The organism is Nguyenibacter vanlangensis, assembly GCF_013376155.1.
Lineage (GTDB): Bacteria > Pseudomonadota > Alphaproteobacteria > Acetobacterales > Acetobacteraceae > Gluconacetobacter > Gluconacetobacter vanlangensis.
The window spans coordinates 1-20,761 of the sequence record NZ_JABXXP010000014.1 but is presented as its reverse complement, the minus strand read 5'-3'; the positions used below and the strand labels follow the sequence as shown (position 1 = coordinate 20,761).

General features: G+C 62.6%; 19 protein-coding genes. 12 read left to right on the top strand and 7 right to left on the bottom strand.

The window, feature by feature from the left end; genetic code table 11:
* The first annotated feature begins 212 nt into the window (after positions 1-212).
* From HUK84_RS02600 to der, 4 genes are all read left to right on the top strand, one after another.
* Complete coding sequence (locus HUK84_RS02600; RefSeq protein WP_176638838.1) at positions 213-1,532, top strand: dihydroorotase; 1,320 nt, start codon at positions 213-215, stop codon at positions 1,530-1,532.
* Positions 1,533-1,647: 115 nt separating this feature from the next.
* Entirely contained in the window at positions 1,648-2,337 is a 690-nt protein-coding gene (locus tag HUK84_RS02595) for a hypothetical protein (RefSeq protein WP_176638837.1), read from the top strand.
* A 118-nt stretch (positions 2,338-2,455) separates the two neighbouring features.
* Positions 2,456-3,826, top strand: a complete 1,371-nt coding sequence (locus HUK84_RS02590) for an outer membrane protein assembly factor BamB family protein (RefSeq protein WP_176638836.1) — start codon at positions 2,456-2,458, stop codon at positions 3,824-3,826.
* 15 nt (positions 3,827-3,841) lie between these two features.
* Positions 3,842-5,251 (top strand): ribosome biogenesis GTPase Der, encoded by a 1,410-nt coding sequence (gene der / locus HUK84_RS02585; RefSeq protein ID WP_176638835.1) that lies wholly within the window; start codon positions 3,842-3,844, stop codon positions 5,249-5,251.
* 72 nt (positions 5,252-5,323) lie between these two features.
* On the opposite strand, the gene HUK84_RS02580 is transcribed toward der, so the two are convergent.
* Positions 5,324-6,667, bottom strand: coding sequence for a GntT/GntP/DsdX family permease (locus tag HUK84_RS02580; RefSeq protein ID WP_176638834.1), 1,344 nt, complete (start codon positions 6,665-6,667; stop codon positions 5,324-5,326).
* A gap of 303 nt (positions 6,668-6,970) precedes the next feature.
* On the opposite strand from HUK84_RS02580, the gene HUK84_RS02575 reads away from it, so the two are divergent.
* The 3 genes from HUK84_RS02575 to HUK84_RS02565 all read left to right on the top strand — a co-directional run bounded on the left by HUK84_RS02575 (position 6,971) and on the right by HUK84_RS02565 (position 10,656).
* A complete protein-coding gene (locus tag HUK84_RS02575) occupies positions 6,971-8,386 on the top strand; it encodes a sugar porter family MFS transporter (RefSeq protein WP_176638833.1) in 1,416 nt (471 codons plus the stop codon).
* Between the two features lie 100 nt (positions 8,387-8,486).
* Positions 8,487-9,233: a dienelactone hydrolase family protein gene (locus HUK84_RS02570; protein ID WP_176638832.1), complete on the top strand. Its 747-nt coding sequence runs from the start codon at positions 8,487-8,489 to the stop codon at positions 9,231-9,233.
* Between the two features lie 7 nt (positions 9,234-9,240).
* The gene (locus HUK84_RS02565; protein WP_176638831.1) at positions 9,241-10,656 is read left to right on the top strand and encodes an MFS transporter; all 1,416 of its coding nucleotides are present in this window, start codon (positions 9,241-9,243) and stop codon (positions 10,654-10,656) included.
* A gap of 1 nt (position 10,657) precedes the next feature.
* On the opposite strand, the gene HUK84_RS02560 is transcribed toward HUK84_RS02565, so the two are convergent.
* Positions 10,658-11,323 carry a class I SAM-dependent methyltransferase gene (locus HUK84_RS02560; protein WP_176638830.1) on the bottom strand — a complete coding sequence of 222 codons (666 nt, stop codon included), beginning with the start codon at positions 11,321-11,323 and terminating at the stop codon, positions 10,658-10,660.
* Entirely contained in the window at positions 11,320-12,225 is a 906-nt protein-coding gene (ubiA, locus tag HUK84_RS02555; RefSeq protein WP_176638829.1) for a 4-hydroxybenzoate octaprenyltransferase, read from the bottom strand. Before ubiA ends, HUK84_RS02560 begins: the two co-directional genes overlap by 4 nt.
* A gap of 236 nt (positions 12,226-12,461) precedes the next feature.
* On the opposite strand from ubiA, the gene HUK84_RS02550 reads away from it, so the two are divergent.
* The 4 genes from HUK84_RS02550 to HUK84_RS02535 all read left to right on the top strand — a co-directional run bounded on the left by HUK84_RS02550 (position 12,462) and on the right by HUK84_RS02535 (position 16,402).
* Entirely contained in the window at positions 12,462-13,214 is a 753-nt protein-coding gene (locus tag HUK84_RS02550) for a 16S rRNA (uracil(1498)-N(3))-methyltransferase (protein WP_176638828.1), read from the top strand.
* A gap of 89 nt (positions 13,215-13,303) precedes the next feature.
* Positions 13,304-14,716, top strand: a complete 1,413-nt coding sequence (locus HUK84_RS02545; protein WP_176638827.1) for a glutamate--cysteine ligase — start codon at positions 13,304-13,306, stop codon at positions 14,714-14,716.
* A gap of 17 nt (positions 14,717-14,733) precedes the next feature.
* Complete coding sequence (mbfA, locus tag HUK84_RS02540; protein WP_176638826.1) at positions 14,734-15,693, top strand: iron exporter MbfA; 960 nt, start codon at positions 14,734-14,736, stop codon at positions 15,691-15,693.
* 52 nt (positions 15,694-15,745) lie between these two features.
* Complete coding sequence (locus HUK84_RS02535) at positions 15,746-16,402, top strand: LolA family protein (protein ID WP_176638825.1); 657 nt, start codon at positions 15,746-15,748, stop codon at positions 16,400-16,402.
* On the opposite strand, the gene rsmI is transcribed toward HUK84_RS02535, so the two are convergent.
* Positions 16,396-17,421, bottom strand: coding sequence for a 16S rRNA (cytidine(1402)-2'-O)-methyltransferase (gene rsmI / locus HUK84_RS02530; RefSeq protein ID WP_374729246.1), 1,026 nt, complete (start codon positions 17,419-17,421; stop codon positions 16,396-16,398). The two genes, HUK84_RS02535 and rsmI, sit on opposite strands and share 7 nt — an antisense overlap.
* Positions 17,422-17,495: 74 nt before the next feature.
* Between rsmI and HUK84_RS02525 the strand changes: the two genes are divergently transcribed.
* The gene (locus HUK84_RS02525) at positions 17,496-18,824 is read left to right on the top strand and encodes a penicillin-binding protein activator (protein WP_176638824.1); all 1,329 of its coding nucleotides are present in this window, start codon (positions 17,496-17,498) and stop codon (positions 18,822-18,824) included.
* Positions 18,825-18,845: 21 nt separating this feature from the next.
* Here HUK84_RS02525 and HUK84_RS02520 read toward each other — a convergent pair whose 3' ends face one another.
* The 3 genes from HUK84_RS02520 to HUK84_RS02510 form a co-directional block, all read right to left on the bottom strand.
* Positions 18,846-19,202, bottom strand: coding sequence for a hypothetical protein (locus tag HUK84_RS02520; protein WP_176638823.1), 357 nt, complete (start codon positions 19,200-19,202; stop codon positions 18,846-18,848).
* A gap of 300 nt (positions 19,203-19,502) precedes the next feature.
* Positions 19,503-20,426: a lysophospholipid acyltransferase family protein gene (locus tag HUK84_RS02515; protein ID WP_176638822.1), complete on the bottom strand. Its 924-nt coding sequence runs from the start codon at positions 20,424-20,426 to the stop codon at positions 19,503-19,505.
* Positions 20,423-20,761 (bottom strand): tetraacyldisaccharide 4'-kinase (locus HUK84_RS02510; protein ID WP_176638821.1); only part of this gene is annotated, 339 nt, incomplete at its 5' end. The genes HUK84_RS02510 and HUK84_RS02515, both read right to left, overlap by 4 nt.

The following is a 20,761-nucleotide window of genomic DNA, read 5'->3' as shown; positions in this document are numbered from 1 at the left end:
CGCCGAGATCGCGTCCGAACCCCGCGTCCGCGCCCTGTTCGCCCGCGCCTCGGAACGCCGCGCCCGCCATGCGGCGTGGACCTTGCTGTTCTACGCGCTCTGGCACCAGATCCATTTGCGCGGCATATCGTCCGACGGGGACGTGTTCTCGGTGCTCGCCGCCTGACGGCGCCGGGCAGCGACGCGCCCGCCGGCACTCTGGAGGCAGCCTCATGCATTTCGACCTGATCATCCGCAACGGCGTCTGCGTGCTCCCCTGGGGCGAGGCGCGGACCGATATCGGTGTCACGGACGGCCGCATCGCCAGCCTGTCCGCCGGGATCGCCGACGATGCCGACCAGGTGATCGACGCTGCCGGCCTGCATGTCCTCCCCGGCCTGATCGACCCGCACGTGCACCTGCGCGATCCGGGCGACGCCACGGTCGAATCCATCCCCACCGGTACCCGCGCCGCGGCCCTGGGCGGGGTGACCACCGTCTTCGACATGCCCAACACCCAGCCCGCGATCACCGATGCCGACATGCTGCGCTGGAAGCAGGACTACGCCTCGCGCGAAAGCTGGGTCGATCTCGGCCTCTATGTCGGCGCGACGCGCGACAACACGCCCAGGCTGGGCGAATACGAGACATTCGCCGGCGTCTGCGCGATCAAGGTCTTCGCCGGCTCCTCGACCGGCAACCTGATGATCGAGGACGACGCGGGCATCCGCCGCGTGCTCGAACACGGCCACCGCCGCGTCGCCTTCCATTCCGAGGACGAATATCGCCTCCAGGACCGCAAGGCGATGTTCTCCGAGGGCATGCCCTATCGCATGCACGCCGCCTGGCGGGACGAGGAATGCGCCTTCCTCGGCACCAGGCGCATCGTCGCCCTGGCCCGCAGCACCGGCCGCCCGGTCCACATCCTGCATACCTCGACCGCCGAGGAACTGGCCTGGCTGCCGGCGCACCGCGACATCGCCACGATCGAGGTCCTGGTCAACCACCTGACCCAGATCGCCCCCGAATGCTACGACGCGCTGGGCCCGCTCGCGATCATGAACCCCCCCATCCGCGACCGCCGCCATTACGACGCGGCGTGGGAGGCCGTGCGCAACGGCACGGTCGACACGATCGGCTCGGACCACGCGCCGCACTCCCTGGCCGCCAAGGCCCGTCCCTGGCCCGCCACCCCCGCCGGCCTGACCGGGGTGCAGACCCTGGTGCCCGTCATGCTGGACCATGTCGGCGCCGGACGCCTCTCCCTCGGCCGCATGGTCGACCTCATGGCCGCCGGCCCTGCCCGGGTCTACGGCCTGCAGGCCAAGGGCCGCATCGCCCTGGGCTACGACGCCGATTTCACCCTGGTGGACCTCAAGGCCCGCCGCCGCATCACCAACGACTGGATCGCCACCCCCGCCGGCTGGACCCCCTTCGACGGCATGCAGGTCACCGGCTGGCCCCTCGCCACCATCGTCCGTGGCCACCCCGTGATGCGCGAAGACACGATTCTGGGCACCCCGATCGGCAAGCTCGCCCGCTTCGCGCCCTGAACACCATGATATCCCATAATCCCGGCCCGTCGTTGCCGCCACGCCACATCCCGGCTATGGTCCCGGCTTGATCGGGCGGCCGGGAACCGCCCCCATGGCGGAGAACGAGCAAGACGTGGCTGACGACATCTTCAGGGAAGTCGATGAGGGTTTGCGCGCGGACCGACTGCGCGCCCTTGCGCGCCGCTACGCCCTCGCGGCCGCGGCCGTCATCGGCGTGGCAGCCGCCGGCGTCGGCGCATGGCAATACCAGTCCTGGCAGCAGCGCCAGGCGGATCGCGCAGCCGCCGCGACCTACTTCGCCGCCCTGCGCACGGCTGACAGCAGCCACATCATGCCGGGCGAGACGACGTCCCTGACCCCCCAGCAGCATGATGCCCTGGCCCGTCTCGCCACACTCGACGGCGCCCCGGCCGGCCTGCGCACGATGGCACGGTTCCAGCGGGCAACCCTGCTGGTCTCCAGCGGCGACGCGGCCGGCGCCCTGAGACTGTGGAACGCGATCGCCGAGGATTCTGCCGCGGATCCGCTCCTGCGTTCCCTGGCCAGCCTGTTCTGGGTTCAGCACCAGATCGACCATGGCGACCCGGCCACCCTCCGCTCGCGCCTTGCGACGCTGGATGCCGAGGGCATGCCCTGGCGGGATTTCGCCATGGAAGCCGAGGCATTGCTGGACCTGCGCCAGGGGCACGCCGCCGATGCCCGCCGGCGCCTCGCGCAACTCAGCGCGGAAGCGGACATCCCCGAAGGGATGCGCAGCCGCGCGGGTGGATTGTTGCAGACGCTGAACGCCAATCCATTATAATCCGCCGCCTTCCCAAGCCCACGCAAGGGCGCCTTTGCAGCGCCCGTATAGAATTGGAATTGGATGCGCAGGCGCCGAGAACCGCCTTCGCTCCGCTCCCTCGCAGTGCAGGATAGACATGAACAAAGTTCTGACCCGCCGTCATGCGCTTCTGGGCGGATCGATATTGCCGTTTCTGGCGGGATGCAGCCTGTTCGAGGATGACGAGAAGCCTCTGTTGGCGGGCAAGCGCATAGACGTGCTGAGCACGGGTGCGGGACTGATGGTCGACCCCGACGACCACACGCCGATCGCCGTTCCCGCCCAGACAATGGTGGCCGAGTGGCCGCAACCCGGGCGTCTTCCCACCCATGAAGGCGTCAACCTGGCGTGGAGCGGCCATATGCGCCGCGAATGGTCACGGGATATCGGCGCCGGAGTGTCCGAGCCCGACTTCATGGCCTGGGCGGCTCTTGGTTCGAACGGGCGCGGCGTCTTGCAGGCGACGCCCATCGTCTCGAACGGCCGGATTTTCGTCGGCGACGCCCAGGGGGTCATTCGTGCGTATGAATGGCCGCGCATGCGTCAATTATGGAGTTTCACCCCCAAGCCCAAGAAAATGCAGTCCAGCAATCTGGGGGGCGGGTTCGGTGTCGCGGGCGATACCTTATATATCGTAGATGGCGTCGCGCAGACCCTGGCGGTGGACGTCGCGACCGGTCACGTCAAATGGCGCATCGATACCGGGACGCCGGGACGCTCGGCACCGACCATCGCCGATGGGCGCGTGTTTTTCGGAACGATCGATGAGCGACTGTTCGCCGTCGAGGCCGCGACGGGCAAAGTCCTATGGACATATACGGCGACGCCCGCCGATACCGTCATCTTCGGTCAGCCCGCGCCGGCCGTGGTCGGAGACGTGGTCATCGCGGGTTTCGGTTCGGGCGACCTTGTCGCCCTGCGGGCCGAAAGCGGCGAGACGGTCTGGAGCGATACGCTCGGCAGCACCAACGGCCAGGAATCGACGGTTGATTTTTCTTGCGTCCGCGGCATGCCGGTGGTCGTTGACGGTACGGTCTACGCGATCAGCGCGGGTTCCATCCTCGTTGCGATGGATCTGCGTTCGGGCCGGCGACTCTGGGAACGCGCCATCGCCGGGCAGAACAGCTTGCTGGTTGTCGATAACTGGCTCTATGTGCTGTCGCTCGATCAGCAACTGGCCTGTATCGACCGGGTGAATGGTCATGTTCGCTGGATCACCCAGTTGCGTCGTTATCGCCGTGTGGCGGCGCAGAAGGATGCCATAACATGGACCGGTCCAATCCTGGCGGGCGGCAAGTTGCTGTGTGTCAGTACCCTGCCGGAAACGGGTTATGTGACCGTGGATCCGACGACCGGTGCCATCGCGGCCATCGGTAGCCTGCCGGGGATTGTCACGGTGGCGCCGATTGTTGTTGATGGCCGGCTTCTGCTGATGACCGATGACGGTCATCTGCTTGCGTATAGTTAGGAGTTGCTGAGAACGGTGGCTAAGTCTCTTTCCACGTCGGCCGGGAACGATTTGCCGGTGGTGGTGATCGCTGGCCGCCCGAATGTCGGCAAATCGACCCTCTTCAACCGGTTGGTCGGGCGGCGCCAGGCCCTGGTTGCCGACACCCCGGGCGTGACGCGTGACCGCAAGGAAGCCCAGGCTACGCTGCGGGGGCGTCGTGTGCGGCTGATCGATACGGCGGGGTTGGAAGAAGCCGCGGCTGAAAGCCTGGCGGGGCGCATGCGGGCTTCGTCCGAACTGGCCGTCGCTCATGCCGACCTGGTCTTGTTCTGCGTGGATGCACGGGCCGGGATCACACCCGCCGATGAGCATTTTGCGGCGTGGCTGCGCCGGCAGGGGCGTCCCGTCCTGCTGATCGCCAACAAGGCGGAAGGGCGCGGCGGCGCTGCGACGGCCCTCGAAGCCTACGCCCTGGGACTGGGCTCCCCCCTCGCTGTTTCCGCCGAGCATGGTGAGGGCCTGGCAGATCTCATGGGGGAAATCGCGGACCGCCTGCCGCCCAAGGAAGAAGACGCGCCGGCCCCCGCCGCATCGGATGCCGCCGAACCGGACGAGGAAGATGAGCGGCCGCAAGGTCCTCTGCGCATGGCGATCGTCGGTCGTCCGAATGCCGGCAAATCGACCTTGCTGAATCGCCTTTTGGGCGAGGAACGGATGATCACCGGGCCCGAACCCGGCCTCACCCGGGATTCGATCTCGGTCCTGCTCCATGACGAACACGGGCCAATCCAGTTGGTCGACACGGCCGGTCTGCGCCGACGCGCCAGAATTGACGAGGCATTGGAAAAAATGTCCGTCTCGGCGTCGATCGAGGCGCTGAAAATGGCCGAAATCGTTGTCCTGGTGCTTGATGCCACGCTGGGCGTGCAAGAGCAGGATCTGCAGATCGCCCGTCTGATCGAACGCGAGGGGCGCTGCTGTGTCCTGGCGCTCAACAAATGGGATGCCGTCGATGACCGGGCTGCCGCCCGTCAGGCGATCGTTGACAGGATCGAGGCATCGCTCGCCCAGATGCGGGGCATTCCCGTCGTGTCCTTTTCGGCGCTGACCGGGGCGGGTGTGCAAAAGCTTCTGCCGGTCGTGCGGCGCGCCTATGCGATCTGGAACAAGCGCATCTCGACCGGCGAATTGAATCGCTGGTTTGAAATGATGCTGGAACGGCATAATCCGCCATTGGTGAATGGCCGGCGGCTGAAGCTGCGCTACATGACGCAGGCGAAGGCGCGGCCGCCGACTTTCGTTCTGTTCGGCACACGGGCCGAACAATTGCCCGAAGATTATCAACGCTATCTGGTCAATGGTCTTCGCGAGACATTCGACCTGCCGGGAACGCCAATTCGGCTGCAACTCCGTGGAACACGCAATCCCTATACCGAGGGATAGGGCTGCGCACTGATACCGGTCGAACGACGAAAGGCTTGTCCAAAGGACAAGCCTTTCGTCGTTGACGTCAGCTCAGTGGATGAACTGGGACAGCAACAGGCAAAAGACCAGTCCCAGCACGGCGATCAGCGTTTCGATGACGGACCAGGTCTTCATCGTCTGCCCAACGGACAGACCAAGATATTCCTTGATCTGCCAGAAGCCGGCATCGTTCATCGGGCCCAGGGCGACCGATCCGGCGCCGGTGACCAGCACCATCAGTTCCGGCGACGTGCCATGGCTCTGCAGCAGGATCGGTCCGACGATGCCCGACGCGGTGCTCATGGCCACGGTGGCGGATCCTGCGGCAACCCGAACGACGACAGCAAGCATCCACGCCAGCACAAGCAGGGGAACATGTGCGCCCAGGGCGAGATCGGTAATGGCCTTGGAAATCCCGCTATCGACCAGTTCACGGCCGAAGCCGCCGCCCGCACCGACCAGCAGCATGATCAGGGCTGTCGGGCCCAGACTTTCATTGGTAAAGCGCAAGATTGTCTCGCGAGAAAAACCACGCGCCAATCCAAGAACATAGAAGGACAGGATCGTTGCCAGGACCAGTGCGATGTCGGTATTGCCGACAAAATGCAGGATCGTATTCGGCAGGCTGCCGGGCGAGGCCACCACGTCGGCAACCGATCCGATCAGCATCAGCAGCACCGGCGAAAGGATGGTGAACACCGTAATCCCGAATGGCGGCATGTTTGCCGGAACATCTTTATTGGAAAATTGTTCGGCGAGAGGCGGCGGGCCCTCCAGACGCACACGTGGCGTAATATATTTCGCATAGATGGGGCCGGCCAGCGCTGCGATTGGCGTGCCAACGATGACGCCCCAGAAGATCGTTCGGCCCGTGTCGGCATGATAGGCCGCAAGTGCCAGCAATGTCGCCGGATGAGGCGGCACCATGGCATGCGTGACCGACAAGGCGGCGCCCATCGGCAACGCCAGGAGCAGCATGGGCGTTGATGTGCGGCGCGCCAGGGTAAAGACAAGAGGGATCAGCAGGACGAAGCCGACTTCGAAGAATACGGGCAATCCGATCAGCAGTCCGATGATCATCATCGCCCAACTCATTCGGCCCTTGCCGGCAACGCGCGTGATGGTCAACGCGATCTGGTCCGCCCCGCCGGATTCGGCCAGCATCTTGCCCAGCATGGTGCCCAGCGCGATGACGGTGGCAATGTGTCCCAACACGTGACCGGCCCCGGCCTCGAATGAGGCAACGGCCTTCTGTGGCGGCATGCCGGCGCCCAGTGCCAGAAGCAGGGACACCGTAAACAGCACGATGAACGGGTTGAATTTGTAGCGGCCGATCAGAAGAACGACGGCCACGATCGCCGTGGTGGCGAGCACAACTGCAAGGACTGATGACATGGAACCACGTCTGTAAAGATGAGAACACGCATCACTGCGTCATGTTCGCAGGTTGTCAATCGGGCCGCCGGTCACATCTCCGGTGAGATGAACGGTTCCTGACATTCGATATTTTTTGGCCACGGTATGACCGCGCACCCCCATATGCCTAGTCAGGCGCGGCGGTTTCGTTTCATAAGAAATTTCCCGGGCATCCGTGGCAGCGCCGCCTGGTCGCCCCCTGGGACGAAAACGGTCTGAAATAAACAGCGGCGCCAGGTTTGCGCCGTAAGAATGTGAGAACACCGGAGGAACGTCGTTATCATGTCTCTAGACCAGTCAGCCGGGCTTGTGCGGTCGGATGACGGCGTCGGCGCGGCGTCGTCGGCGCGCGCAATCGTCGTGGGCATTCTTGCGGCTCTGGCGGGGTTGATGTTCGGCCTGGACACTGGTGTCATCGCGGGTGCGCTGGGTTTCATCGGTGATGAATTCCATGCCGGTGCCCGCATGCAGGAATGGATCGTGTCGTCCATGATGGCGGCTGCGGCGCTCGGCTCCATGGCGGCCGGCCGCATCTCCTTCCATTTCGGCCGCCGGCGCGCCCTGTTGGGCGCATCCTTGCTGTTCCTCGCCGGATCCGTCGCCTGCGCGCTCGCGCCGTCGATTTCCGTGCTGATCGCCGGCCGCGTGCTGCTGGGGCTGGCGGTCGGGATCGCCGCCTTCGCCGCGCCTCTCTACATTTCCGAGATCACGGTCGAGGCCGTGCGTGGCGCGATGGTGTCCTTCTACCAGTTGATGGTCACGCTGGGGATTTTCCTCGCCTATGTGACGGACAGCTTGCTGTCCTACGGGGCGCATTGGCGTTGGATGCTGGGTCTGATGGCCGTGCCGGCTGCGCTCTTCTGCCTTGGCTGCGCCGTCCTTCCCGACAGTCCCCGTTGGCTGATGATGCGCGGCGATTCGAAGCGAGCCCGCCAGGTCATGCTGCACCTGCGGCGCGACCCGACCGAAGCTGATGCCGAAATCCGCGATATCGCCCAGGAACTCCGCAAGCCTGGTGGCAATGGGGGCGCCCTGTTCTGGACGAACGCGAATTTTCGCCGGTCCGTCATGCTGGGCGTGGCGCTGCAGATCATGCAGCAACTGACCGGTATCAATGTTCTGATGTATTACGCGCCGAAGATCTTCCAGGCGGCACATTTCGGCGTTTCCGCCTCGACATGGGCGACGGCCCTGCTCGGCCTGATCAACATGGCCTCGACCGGCTTCGCCATTGCGTTTATCGACCGGTGGGGACGGCGTCCTCTGCTTATCCTCAGTTGCGCGATCATGACCGCCGCGATGCTGGGCGCCGGGGGGCTGATGATGTTGGGCGGCGACTCGCTGGCGCAGCAGATCGGAATGGTCGCGGCCCTGCTGACCTTCGTGGCGGGATTCGCGATTGGTGCCGGGCCGCTGGTGTGGACGCTCTGTGCCGAAATTCAGCCGCTGCGTGGGCGCGATTTCGGCATTGCCTGCTCGACCTTCACCAACTGGGCGGCGAACTGGCTGATCAGCAACGTGTTCCTGACCATGATGGCGGCACTGGGCGAGGCGGTGACGTTCGGGCTGTTCGCCCTGATGAACGGTCTCTTCGTCATCATCACCCTTCTTTACGTACCCGAGACCCGTGGGGTCTCGCTCGAGGAAATCGAGGCCCGCCTGATGTCAGGCCGGCGATTGCGTGATCTGGGGCGGTGACGATGTGCCGTCTGTGAAATGCGACATCAAATGTCATCGATCAACATGCATCCATCTTTATTGTTTCTAGTCTCCCAACTCGGATGAAGGAGAAAGCGTCATGATCCTGAGGGAACATGAAATGATCGATATCCCGACCGGGTCCGGCCCGATGCGGCTGCATGTGCTGCGCCCGGCGGCGACGGGTCGCTTCCCGGGTGTCGTGCTGTTTTCCGAAATCTATCAGGTCACGGCGCCGATCCGCAGGCTAGCGGCAATGATCGCCGGCCTTGGCTACGTCGTGGCCGTGCCGGAAGTCTATCACGAGTACGAAGCCGCTGGCACCGTTCTCGCCTACGACCAGCCCGGGACGGATCGTGGCAACGCGCTCAAATACACCAAGCCGATCACGGCTTACGATGACGATGCCAGGGCGGCGATTGCGTGGCTGGCAGACCACCCGGCCTGTACCGGCCGGATCGGGACGATGGGGGTCTGTCTGGGTGGTCATCTGGCGTTGCGGGCCGCGATGAACGGCGCCGTGTCGGCTGCAGCCTGTTTCTATGCCACCGACATCCACTCTTCGACGCTGGGCGAGGGGCGGCAGGATGACACGCTGCGGCGGATCGGCGAAATTTCGGGCGAACTCCTGATGGTATGGGGGCGCCAGGATCCGCATGTTCCCTTCGCGGGTCGCCAGATGATCCGCGAAACCTTCGAGGCGGCGAACGCACGCTATGAATGGTACGAGGTAAACGGCCAGCACGCCTTCCTGCGTGACGAAGGCCTTCGGTACGACCCGGCCCTTTTTCTGCAATGCATGGCCTGGGTACGGTCCATGTTCGAGCGGACGTTGCGGCCCGGGTGAACACATCATGAAAATCGAGACAAAGCGTGTATTGGCCGAGGGCGAGGGATTGCATGGCCGCGCCCGCGTCATGGCGATGTTTGCTGTCGCCCTGTCCGTTCTGTTGTCGGTCCTGGACTACGCCATCGCAAACGTGGCCCTCCCGACGATCGCCCACGATATCCACGCCTCTCCGTCATCCTCGATCTGGGTCATCAACGCTTATCAGCTTGCCAGCGTGTCCACGTTGCTGCCGCTGGCATCGTTGGGCGCGCGTGTCGGGTTCTCGCGGCTATGCCGGATCGGGCTTGTGATGTTCGTGATTGCGTCGCTGCTTTGCGCGTCGTCACATACGTTGCTCGAACTCTCCCTGGCTCGTGCGCTCCAGGGTGTCGGCGGCGCATGCATCATGAGCGTGAATATCGCCCTGTTGCGCTTCATTTATCCGCATGCCGAAATCGGGCGGGGAATATCGCTGAACGGGGTCGTGGTGGCGTCCGGCGTAGCGCTTGGCCCGACGATCGCATCGGCTGTACTGTCCGTGGCCGATTGGCCCTGGATCTTCCTGATCAACCTGCCTCTGGGCGCCGTCGCGATGCTGGCCGCCATCGTCTACTTGCCTCGCACACCGCGCAGCGAATCGTCGTTTGACCTGGTCAGCGCGGCATTGAACGTCCTGGCCTTCGGCGGAACGATTGTCGGGCTGGATAGTCTGGTTCATCACAGCGGCCGGGTTGTGGCCGTCATATTGTTGCTGTCCGGCCTGACCGCCTTCGTTCAATTGGCCCTGCGTCAGGCCGGCCGCACTGATCCCATGCTGCCGATCGATCTGCTGGCCGTGCCGGACTTCCTGGTCGCATTCGGCGTGGGTTTCGGGGCTTTCGTGGCTTCGAACTTCTTCATCATTTCGATGCCCTTCACGCTGGAAACGCTCCTGCATCGCTCGGCAGTGGCAACCGGCCTCTTGATTACGCCATGGCCGGTCGGAATCGTGGCCATCTCCTTTATTGTCGGGCGCATCGCCGATAACGTGCCTGCCGGCATCCTTTCGTCGATCGGCTTGGCCATCACCGGCATCGGCTTCGCTCTTTTATGTTTCCTTCCAGCCGATGCCGGCAATCTCGACATTATCTGGCGTATCGGCCTGGCCGGGGTGGGCTTCGGAATTTTTCAGCCTCCGAACAATCGGGCGATGATGGTTTCGGCGCCGCCAGGACGTTCCGGAAGCGCCAGCGGCATGGTCTCCGTTGCGCGCCTGGCCGGCCAGACAATGGGCGCCATGTTCGTGGCGCTGACCTTCAGCATCGTCGATCGCGATCCCAACCTTAAATGCCTGGAACTGGCAGCCTGCACGGCGGGCCTCTCCGCGTTGCTCAGTGTCAGCCGCCTGTTCCGGGGTACGCTGCACCCCTCCTCGCGCCCGGGGGTCGACGCGGGGATATAGATCATGCGTCCTGCGCCGTGTTGGGCAGGACCCGATATAGCGTCGTGCGCCGTGTCGTGGCGTTCTCCAATTCCATCGTCGTTGCGATGTCGCGTGTGGTCACGGGTTCCAGCGCGTCACGTGGCAGATACGCTCTCTCCGGATCGGCGATCCACACGTCCGTCGACCGCGCCGCGTCACGAAGCCACGGGAAAATATGCTCTGTCATTGGATGCTCGTAACAGACATCCCCGCAGAGAATCAGGTCCCATCGCGGTATGCAGCCGGTCAGGTCGGCGTTGGTGACGGTCAGAGCAACGCCGTTCGTTTCGGCGTTTAACGCGATCGCGGCGGCCGCCAGAGGATCGATTTCCGCAGCTTCCACAAATGCCGCGCCGGCAAGCGCGCACGCGATGGCCGCGATCCCGCAGCCCGCGGCGAAGTCCAGCACGCGACGGCCCTTGACCAGGTCGGGGTTGTCCAGAAGATAACGCGCCAAAAGCTGCCCGCCCGGCCACGCGAACGCCCAGAACGGCGGTTCCACGCCCTGCTGTGCCAGCCACGCTTCGGTCGCCTGCCAGATCGGCGTGATTTCCGTCGCCAGATGCAAGGCAATTTCCGGTACGAGTGGCGCACGAATCATGCGGGTCTGATCGGCTATGAAGCCGCGGATATCCCGGATCGTCATCGCCCGATTAGTCCGCACAATAGAGCCAGTGCGACCGCCAGTCCTGTTTCGCGGTTGAAGCGGAACAAAGCCAGGCAGGATCTCGGGTCGGTAATGTCCAGATGTATAACCTGCCAGATCAGTGCTGCCGCAGGCAGTGGCATCGCCAGCCAGAAACCGAGGCGGCACCCGCTTTGCCATCCGGCCAGCAGCAACGTGACGAAGGCCAGGGCGTAGCAGGCGCCGACGAACAGCCGTGGCTGATGCGCCCACAGGCGCGACGTCGACTTGACCCCGATGCGCGCATCATCCTCCATATCCTGAAAACCGTAGATCGTATCAAATCCCAATTGCCACAGGATTGTCGCGGCATAGAGAGCGATCCCGGCTGCATCGATCCGGTGCGCCGTTGCCGCATATCCCATAGGGGCTCCAAAGCCGAAAGTGAAACCCATGATAAGCTGCGGCCACCATGTCACGCGCTTTGCAAGCGGATAGAGTCCGACCAGCAGGAGCGAAGACACGCCCAAAATCCGCGCCAAGGGGGTAAGCTGCAGAAGGATCGCCAGTCCGATCGCCAGCAGCCCCAGTAGAAAGAAGGCGGCATGGCGCATGCGAAGCATGCCAGAGGCCAGGGGTCTGCCCGCAGTCCGCGCGACGCGGCGATCGATATCCCGATCCCACATATCGTTGACGACGCACCCGGCGGAGCGCATCACCAGGCTGCCGACCCCGAATAGCAGAACTAAATGAATACGCTCCATGGCCGGGACACCCCCCGGCAGCAGGATGCCCCACACGCCGGGCAGGAACAGAAGCCAGGTGCCGACCGGTCGATCCAGCCGGGCCAGCAGCGCATAGGGGCGCAGCGGCACGGGAAGCCTGTCGACCCATCCTTCGGTCCGTATATCGGTGTGAAGCAAGGCTCAACTCACTTAATATGTTCTTCTCCGCAGACAGGTCAGGCCACGGAGGGAGGATTGATGAGGGTTTTCCACTTTCGAGAGCGCGTTCTCTAAATCGTTGTTTTTATACCATTCCACACGATGAGGCCATGCGATCTGGCGTGGATGCCTCCATGTGATGCGGCGTGGGTGTGTCGGGGTCAAGAGGTTGGTAAAGGGGCTCGTGGACTGCGCCCGAACGGAGAGATGCTGGAATGAAGGACCGCCCCCGCCTGTTTATGAACGTGGCTGTCACACCGCCGATGCGGGCAGCATTACAACAGGACCTGTCGCCCGGGCATGCCCACTATCTGGGAACCGTCCTGCGTATGGGAGCGGGCGATGAGGTTCTGCTGTTCAATCAACGCGATGGTGAATGGCGGGCCCAAATCGTGGATTTGCGTCGTGGCCGCGGCCAGGTGCGCTTGCTGGATCAGGTGCGTCCGGCCCAACGATCCCCTGGACTGACGTTATTGTTCGCCCCCCTCAAGCGAGACGCGACGGATCTCGTCGTGCGAATGGGTACTGAATTGGGGGTGACACATTTCCATCCGGTGTTGACGGAGCGGACCAACACGCACCGGCTCAATCTCGACCGGTTGGAGGCCATCGCCATCGAAGCGGCGGAACAGTGCGAACGTATGGACGCGCCTGTCATCAGTGCACCGGCGCACTTGGCGTCCAGCCTGGCCGGTTGGCCGGCCGGGCAACGATTGTTCGTGGCGGCGGAGCGTCTGGTGCAGCCTATAGAAATGTGCGAAGTCAACGCAGTATCGGATGGTGGTGGATTGTTGGTTGGGCCAGAGGGAGGGTTCTCCGACAGTGAAATCGCGATGTTGCGTGCTCAGCCTTACGTCACCATGATTTCCCTGGGCCCTCTGGTCCTGCGTGCCGATACCGCGGTGGCCAGTGGCCTCTCGATGATAGGGGCTGGTCTGAGGCGTGTGTCTGGTGCAGGGTCGCGGTAACGGGCGCTGGGTGGAGCCTGATGAGGAGAGCGTGGCCGCACAGTGTGGGGCGCTGTCTTGTTATATTTTCAAGGACTTAGTCGAAACTCATGTCGAATCCCGGCGAACAAGATGCGACCCCGATCGAATCGGTCACCCAATTGGCATGTCTGCTTGATGCCGGAGCCAAGTCGCCTGACCGGTGGCGGATCGGAACAGAGCATGAGAAATTCGGTTTTGTTCTGCCGGAAGCGGCGAATGAGGGGCGGCAGCCCTGGATGCCTCCCCCGTACGCGCCGGACGGTATTGCAGACATCTTGGGCGATTTGCATCGGCAGGACGACGGCGCACATTGGACGCCCATTTTCGATGATGGCAATCTCATCGGGTTGAAAGGCGTGGGAGACGCACAGGGGAGTTCGGTGTCCCTGGAGCCGGCGGGACAGTTTGAACTGTCGGGCGCGCCCCTGGCCGACCTGCACGAAACCGGGCATGAGATGGCGCGCCATTTTGAAGCGATCCGTCCGATTTCACGTGCGCTTGGGGTTGGGTTCGCACCGCTCGGCTTCCATCCGATCGCCCGGCGCGAGGACATGCCGTGGATGCCCAAAAGCCGATACGCGATCATGCGTCGCTATATGCCCCAGGTCGGAACGCTCGGATTGGACATGATGCAGCGGACCTGTACGGTGCAGGTCAATCTCGATTTCGCGTCCGAGGCAGACATGGCCCGCAAGCTGCGCGTCGCCCTGGCGTTGCAGCCGGTGGCGACCGCCCTGTTTGCCAATTCGCCGTTTTATGAAGGCCGCCCCAACGGCTTCATGTCGAACCGCGCACAGGTTTGGACAGACACGGACAATGCGCGCTCGGGCATGCCTTCGTGCTTCTTCGACCCCGCATTCGGTTTCGGGGCATATGTGGAATGGCTCCTGGACGTTCCCATGTATTTCGTCGTGCGTGACGGGCGGATCCTGGACGTTGCGGGCCGTTCCTTCCGTTCCTGGATGAAAGGTGAACGCCAGCATGGCCTTGAAGGGCTGATACCGACCATCGGCGACTTCGAGGACCATCTCACGACCGCGTTCACCGATGTCAGGGTGAAGCAGTTCCTGGAAATGCGCGGGGCTGACGCCGGTTCGCCCGCCATGATGCTGGCGCTTTCAGCCTTGTGGGTGGGATTGCTCTATGACGATTCCGCTTTGGCCGCGGCCGATGCCCTGGTTCGGGAACAAGGGTGGGCCCAGTACGCCGCATTGCGTGCCGCAGTGCCCCGTCATGGCCTGCAGGCGCCGTGGGCCGGCGGTACCGTGCGCGACTTGGCGGCGCGTATGATCGAAATCGCAGCCAGCGGTTTACGCGGCCGGGCGGCGTATGACCCGAATGGTCTGGATGAAACACGCTTTCTGGCTCCGCTACAGGAAATTGCGGCCGGAGCGCCCACCCAGGCTGAACATTGGTTGCATCGTTATCACGATGCCTGGAAAGGCGATGTCACGCGTATATTTGCCGAAGCGGCGGTCTGAAGCGGCATAGAGTGTCCATGCGGAAATTCAACGCCCTCTCTGATCGAGAAATTCTTGCCCTCGCCATTTCCAACGAAGAAGAGGATGCACGAATATATGCGGATTTCGCATATGCGTTGCGTGACAACTATCCTGACACCGCCAATATTTTCACCGATATGGTGCATGAAGAGGACGAACATAGGCGCGAGTTGATCGATTTGTTCGTTCAACGCTTCGGCTCGCATATTCCTCTCGTTCGCCGGCAGGATATTGCAGGCTTCATGTCCCGGCGTCCGGCCTGGCAGGTGCAGGGGCTGGGTATCGACGCAGTACGACGCCACGCACGGCAGATGGAGCTGGAGGCCGCGCGGTTCTATCGTCAGGCAGCTCTGCGCACGACCGACGCCGCGACGCGCAAATTGCTGGGCGATTTGGCTGCCGCCGAAGAGCGGCATGAGCAGACGGCAGGCATCATCGAACAGGCCCGGCTTCCGGCCGACAAACGCGAAAATGAGGATGAGGAAGCGCGTCGGCGCTTCGTGCTTCAGGTCATCCAGCCCGGCCTGGTCGGTCTTATGGATGGGTCGGTCTCTACCTTGGCACCGGTCTTCGCGGCGGCGTTTGCAACGCATCAACCATGGGACGGGTTCTTGGTCGGTATCGCCGCATCTGTTGGCGCGGGAATTTCCATGGGGTTCGCCGAGGCGTTGTCGGATGACGGCAAGCTGTCCGGCCGCGGCGCGCCTCTGCTGCGTGGCGTGATCTGCGGCCTGATGACTACGGCCGGGGGGATAGGCCACACTGTTCCATTCCTGCTTAGTCAGTTTTCTGTCGCAGTGGCCGTGGCCGTGTTGGTGGTCGTGATTGAGCTTCTCGTCATTTCCTGGGTGCGGTGGCGTTATCAGGAAACGCCGTTTGGTGCGGCCGTTGTGCAGATCATCGTGGGAGGGGCTCTGGTCTTCGCGGCAGGGATCTTGATCGGATCGGCGGGCTAGTGTTGGCTCGGTGGGGCATACTCAGGTCACAATCCTGTATGAAACGGATCTCATGATTTATTCTTCAGGCATCGTCCGTTCGGCATTGCGTTCTCTGGTCTGTGTTCTGGCGATTGGTATGGCTGATGCCAATATGACCGGCGCGTTGGCCAATGATCAGGCAGCGGCGGCGCTCTTGCCGGCGGATCGGATGTGGCTGGATCGCATTCAGACATACTTGAACGGGATCGTAACGCTGAAGGCGCAATTCCAGCAGCTTGCTCCGAATGGCAAGCGCGAGACTGGTACGGTCTGGCTCAATCGCCCGGGACGGTTGCGGTTCGCATATAACAAACCAAGCGCGCTTCTCCTGGTCGCCAATCACGGACAGCTTGTCTTCAATGACAGTCAATTGGGGCAGACGACGACGCTGCCGCTGGATCACACGCCGCTGGGGTTGCTGCTGCGTCCTGTGCTGAAACTTTCGGGGGATGTGACTGTTACCAACTTTGTCCATTCTAATGGACAAGTAATCATCACATTAGTGCGAACAGCCTCGCCCGGAGACGGAAGTCTGACACTCATGTTTCGCGACGATCCGTTGTCTCTTCAATCTTGGACAGTGATTGATTCCCAAGGGCAGGAGACGCGTGTCGATCTATTCAATGCAAAATGGGGCAATGAGCCATTGCCCGATGCTCTGTTCAACACGGATATCGGCGATCAGTGACGATGTGGTTTTTTGTCCCGCCGATTCTGGGATGCCAGCTCCAGGGCTCGGGTATACACTGTGCGGCGCGGCAAATTGATGCTGGTTGCCACCAGAGTCGCGGCATCCTTGATGGACAGGGATTCCAGAGCCGCCACCAGGCGCGCATCCAGATCGTCAGCGCCCTGGTCGGTTTCAGGAGGCGGCCCCAGCAGCACGGTGATTTCGCCTCGTGCGGCATTCTCATCATACCAGGTCGCAAGCGTGCCCACCGGCCCGCGTCGTACTTCTTCAAATCGTTTGGTCAATTCGCGCGCAACGGTGGCCGGGCGGTCAGTGCCAAAAGTGCTGGCCAGGTCGGCCAGCATGGCCTGAAGCCGGTGAGGCGCTTCATGCCAAATGAGGGTCGCGGAAAAGCCCGCTTGTTCGGCGGCGCGCAAGCGCCCCAGCACGTCCCGCCGTGCGGCGCCCTTTGGCGGCAGAAAGCCTCCGAAGAAAAACGGGTGAGGCGGCAGGCCCGAGAGCGTCAACGCGGTAATTGCAGCGTTCGGGCCAGGAACCGCCGTGACTGCAATTTCCTCAGCGATTGCGGCGCGCACCAATCGATATCCCGGATCGGATAGAAGGGGGGTGCCGGCGTCCGAGACAATTGCGATACGACGCCCCTGTTTCAGAAGCTCCAGCAGCCGCGGAATGCGATCCCGTTCGTTATGGTCGTGCAGGGCTTCGGTTCGTACGGAAATCGCGCGAGCGACCAGCAGGCGAGCCGTTACCCGCGTATCCTCGCACAGGACGAGATCGGCATGTGTCAGCGTCACGATCGCCCGTTCGCTCAGATCGCCCAGATTGCCGATCGGAGTGGAAACCAGGATCAATTGGCCCACACGCCCGTTCTGGTCCATCGAAGCATCTTCGATCGTGTCATCCAGGTCATGACGAGCGGGGTCGGGTTCGCTATGGGAAGCGATGTGCTCGGAGGACAAGCCCTCCGTGTTTCGGACGGCAGGCAAAGGCAGGGACGATGCAAATGAGGCAGACATGCGTAATCCGCTCGCAGAAAACGCGGGTAGATACAACATTTCCCATACAAGGCCGCAAGAGCAGACTGCTTGTCATGGCATCTCTGCTCGGGATGGCGGCTTGTGCTGGCCCAGGAAGTGAGCCGGCCAGCCCTGTTCCAGCCACGCCGCAACCGCCTCTTGCTTCACAGCCACCAGGACGCACCATTGGGGTTCTGTTGCCGCTAACCGGCAGCAATGCCCGCCTGGGGCAGGAAATGCTTCAGGCAATTCAACTCGCATTGGGATCGCCCGGCGCTCCTCCGCTGGACGCCCGCGATACCGCAGCACCCGGAGGTGCTACGGCCGCTGCTCGTGCGGCCGTAGGGGCTGGCGATGGAGTGATTCTGGGGCCTTTGACTGCCCATGATACAGCACAGGCATCAGAGATTGCGATGGCAGCTTCGGTGCCCGTCTTGGCCTATACGAGCGACTTGTCGTTGGGGCGACCTGGCGTTTGGGCGCTGGGGATCGCGCCGGAACAGCAGGTGGCGCGTTTGGTTATCGCGGCCCAGGCCGAGGGGCGGCAGCATTTTGCGGCCTTCCTGCCGGACAACGCGCTTGGGCGGGCAATGGGGAGTGCATTGACGCGTGAATGCGCTGCACGCAACCTGCCTGAACCAAATATTATTTATCATACATCAAGCCAGGTCAGCATTCTCCAGGGCTTGAAGACGTTATCGGATTACGACTCCCGGTTGACGGCGGCTCAGGCGGTAAAGTCGATACCCCAGCCTGATGCTTCGGCCTCTGATATCCCAACGCCGAGTGGAGTGCCGTCTGTCCCTACGCAACCTTCGGCTGCTCCTGCTTCGCCGCAGCTTGCCCCACCTCCATTCGACGTATTGCTCCTGGCTGATACCGGCTTGCAGTTGGCGATGGTCATAGATGCGCTGCAAACAGTTCAAGTCATAAACGGAACACAAAAAATATCTGATAACGTATCTCCGGTACAACCGGCGGTCCCTGCAGATGGAGTGGTCCCAGTACGGATTCTCGGGACCGGATTGTGGGGAGCGTTTGCGAGCAAGCTTGGTCGGCTGCATGGAGCTTGGTATGCGGCACCTGATCCGCAGGCACGCCAGCGGTTTATCCAGGTATTTATGGCGCGTTATCACCGCCTGCCGACGCCCTTGAGCGATCTGTCCTATGATTCCGCGGCCCTGGTCGGAGCGTTGGATCGCGGGCGCCCCAGAAGTCGACCCAATGGCTATATAATCGATGCTTTGGCACGACCCGATGGGTTTGCCGGAGTGGACGGTGTTTTCGGTTTAACGCTGGACGGCCACACGTTACGCGATCTGGCCGTCTTTCAGATTCAGTCGGGCGGAGGTGGGAAGATCATCCTCCCGGCTTTGGGGCATCTTGTTCACACTCAGAGTTAATTAAGTGACAGCGGTGGCACTTTATGCTGCGACTGTTGCGCCGCAGGGCAATACAGGGCGAATGGCGTAAAGGGCGGCCTCGAAGCGTTGATATGCTCCGAGACGATGATCGCGCAGATTATCGATCAACACCCACTTCATGCCTTCGGGACGTAAAAGGTACGCTGGATCCGCGTTTTCGCGTACCCAGATCAACACATGTTCGATGGCTCCATTTTCGGATCGGGACGAGACATCGATATCGCATAGGCCCATGCAGCTGCCTGCCTCTAGCCAGCGCATCAGATATTCGCGGTGGCGTGGCAGAAAGCTCGCACGCAATGGAACGACATTGCTGATGGAGGGAGCGCCAGCCTTCGGGGTCATGCTTGTGGCCATCTGAACGTCCTCGAAAAAGAAGCGAGAGAGACGCTAGAGCGCGTTTATCGGCATTGCCAAATGGAATCTAAACGTCATCGCCGCAGAAAGAGGCAGAACTTCATTTGCGTGGCAAAAAAGCAATAATCATGAACGGAATCGATGAAATTTTAATCATATGTTTGTGCATTTGTATAAAATTTAGCCTATCAGGTATTGCCTGACTAAAGGGTCTCATGATCCTTTAAATTTTGTGCCTCGATTTGGTGCTGGTGCGATATGAATATCATAAGCGGTGGATAGTTATCCAATGTTCTGCATTCAGATGCCTCTGCGATATACAGATTTCGGCCAGCGTCGGTGTACCCATAGCCAGGCACCGGGATGTGCACGGATCCAGCTTTCCAACCGGTTATTGACAGCCTGCGTCAGAGCCAAGATGTCGGCTTGGCGGTCGCCGCTATTGGGTAATGCGAGCGGCGCTTGGACGTGAATGCGCAGTCGCGCTGGGCCTAGCCGTTCGACATAGCCGGGGATGATTGGGCAGCGATAGCGGAGTGCGATGGAGGCCAGGGCGGGAGCAGTCATAGCGGATTGGCCGAATAGGCGGGCTTCGATCCCGTCGTTCATTTTTTGGTCCATAAGCATGCCGAGGCGTCCGCCGCGGGCCACATGAGCCAGGGCTCCGCGTGCGCCGCGTGCTCCTTTGGCGAAGAGGGGGACCGATGTTCCGATTGCTGCGTCGCGCAGGGTGCGGATCATGCCATCGATGAGGGGGTTGCCGGCGGCGCGGTAGAATGAGGCGAAGGGGAGGCCGTGGCGGGCGACGGCGGGTGGGAGCATTTCCCAGTTGCCGATATGGCCGGACACGAAGATGGCGGCGCCGCCGCGGGCGGCCTGGGCGGTGAGATGCTCGGCGCCGGTTATGTCCCAGCCGGGGCCGTTGGTGGGATTTTGGGGGAGGTGGGCGAGGTGGGGAAATTCGCCGACCGTGCGGCCGAGATTGTCCCAGACGTCGCGGATGATGGTGCGGCGGGCGATGGGATCCAGTTCGGGCATGGCGAGGCGGAGGTTGGTGTCGGCGACTTTCGAGGCGGGAAGATAGGGGCCGATCGTGCGGCAGAGGGCGCCGCCGAGATTTGAGGCGCGGACGGGGTCGAGGCGTCGGAGCAGGGTGAGGGCGGCGCGGGCGGCGAGGGCTTCGAGGCGCATCGGGAGGGTGATGCGGGGCGGGGTGTCGGTCATGGTCCGGGTTGGGTTTTCATGGTGTTGGCGAAGAGATCCAGCAGGTGGTCGGGGGCGGTGGGCTGGGGCCAGGTCAGGTGGACGCCGATGGTGATTATATCCCTCTGTATATAGTTCGGCAGGCGGATGGCGTCCTTGGCGGTGGTGAGCAGGGCGGCGCCGTGGCGGACGGCCAGGGCGCGCAGGCGGCGGATATCCTGGGGGCGGTAGGGGTGGTGGTCGGGGAAGGGTATGCATGCGGCCAGCGTGATATCCTGCCGGCGCAGGCCGTCGAAGAATTTGCCGGGCCGGCCGATGCCGGCGAAGGCGACGGCGGGGCGGCCGGCGAGGAGGGG

Coding starts and splice junctions, on each gene's coding strand:
- HUK84_RS02590 (WP_176638836.1), top strand. CDS start 2,456: ATGAACAAAGTTCTGACCCGCCGTCATGCGCTTCTGGGCGGATCGATA.
- HUK84_RS02535 (WP_176638825.1), top strand. CDS start 15,746: ATGATTTATTCTTCAGGCATCGTCCGTTCGGCATTGCGTTCTCTGGTC.
- mbfA (WP_176638826.1), top strand. CDS start 14,734: ATGCGGAAATTCAACGCCCTCTCTGATCGAGAAATTCTTGCCCTCGCC.
- HUK84_RS02520 (WP_176638823.1), bottom strand. CDS start 19,202: ATGGCCACAAGCATGACCCCGAAGGCTGGCGCTCCCTCCATCAGCAAT.
- HUK84_RS02600 (WP_176638838.1), top strand. CDS start 213: ATGCATTTCGACCTGATCATCCGCAACGGCGTCTGCGTGCTCCCCTGG.
- HUK84_RS02545 (WP_176638827.1), top strand. CDS start 13,304: ATGTCGAATCCCGGCGAACAAGATGCGACCCCGATCGAATCGGTCACC.
- HUK84_RS02570 (WP_176638832.1), top strand. CDS start 8,487: ATGATCCTGAGGGAACATGAAATGATCGATATCCCGACCGGGTCCGGC.
- HUK84_RS02550 (WP_176638828.1), top strand. CDS start 12,462: ATGAAGGACCGCCCCCGCCTGTTTATGAACGTGGCTGTCACACCGCCG.
- rsmI (WP_374729246.1), bottom strand. CDS start 17,421: ATGTCTGCCTCATTTGCATCGTCCCTGCCTTTGCCTGCCGTCCGAAAC.
- HUK84_RS02515 (WP_176638822.1), bottom strand. CDS start 20,426: ATGACCGACACCCCGCCCCGCATCACCCTCCCGATGCGCCTCGAAGCC.
- HUK84_RS02525 (WP_176638824.1), top strand. CDS start 17,496: ATGGCATCTCTGCTCGGGATGGCGGCTTGTGCTGGCCCAGGAAGTGAG.
- HUK84_RS02575 (WP_176638833.1), top strand. CDS start 6,971: ATGTCTCTAGACCAGTCAGCCGGGCTTGTGCGGTCGGATGACGGCGTC.
- HUK84_RS02580 (WP_176638834.1), bottom strand. CDS start 6,667: ATGTCATCAGTCCTTGCAGTTGTGCTCGCCACCACGGCGATCGTGGCC.
- HUK84_RS02565 (WP_176638831.1), top strand. CDS start 9,241: ATGAAAATCGAGACAAAGCGTGTATTGGCCGAGGGCGAGGGATTGCAT.
- HUK84_RS02560 (WP_176638830.1), bottom strand. CDS start 11,323: ATGACGATCCGGGATATCCGCGGCTTCATAGCCGATCAGACCCGCATG.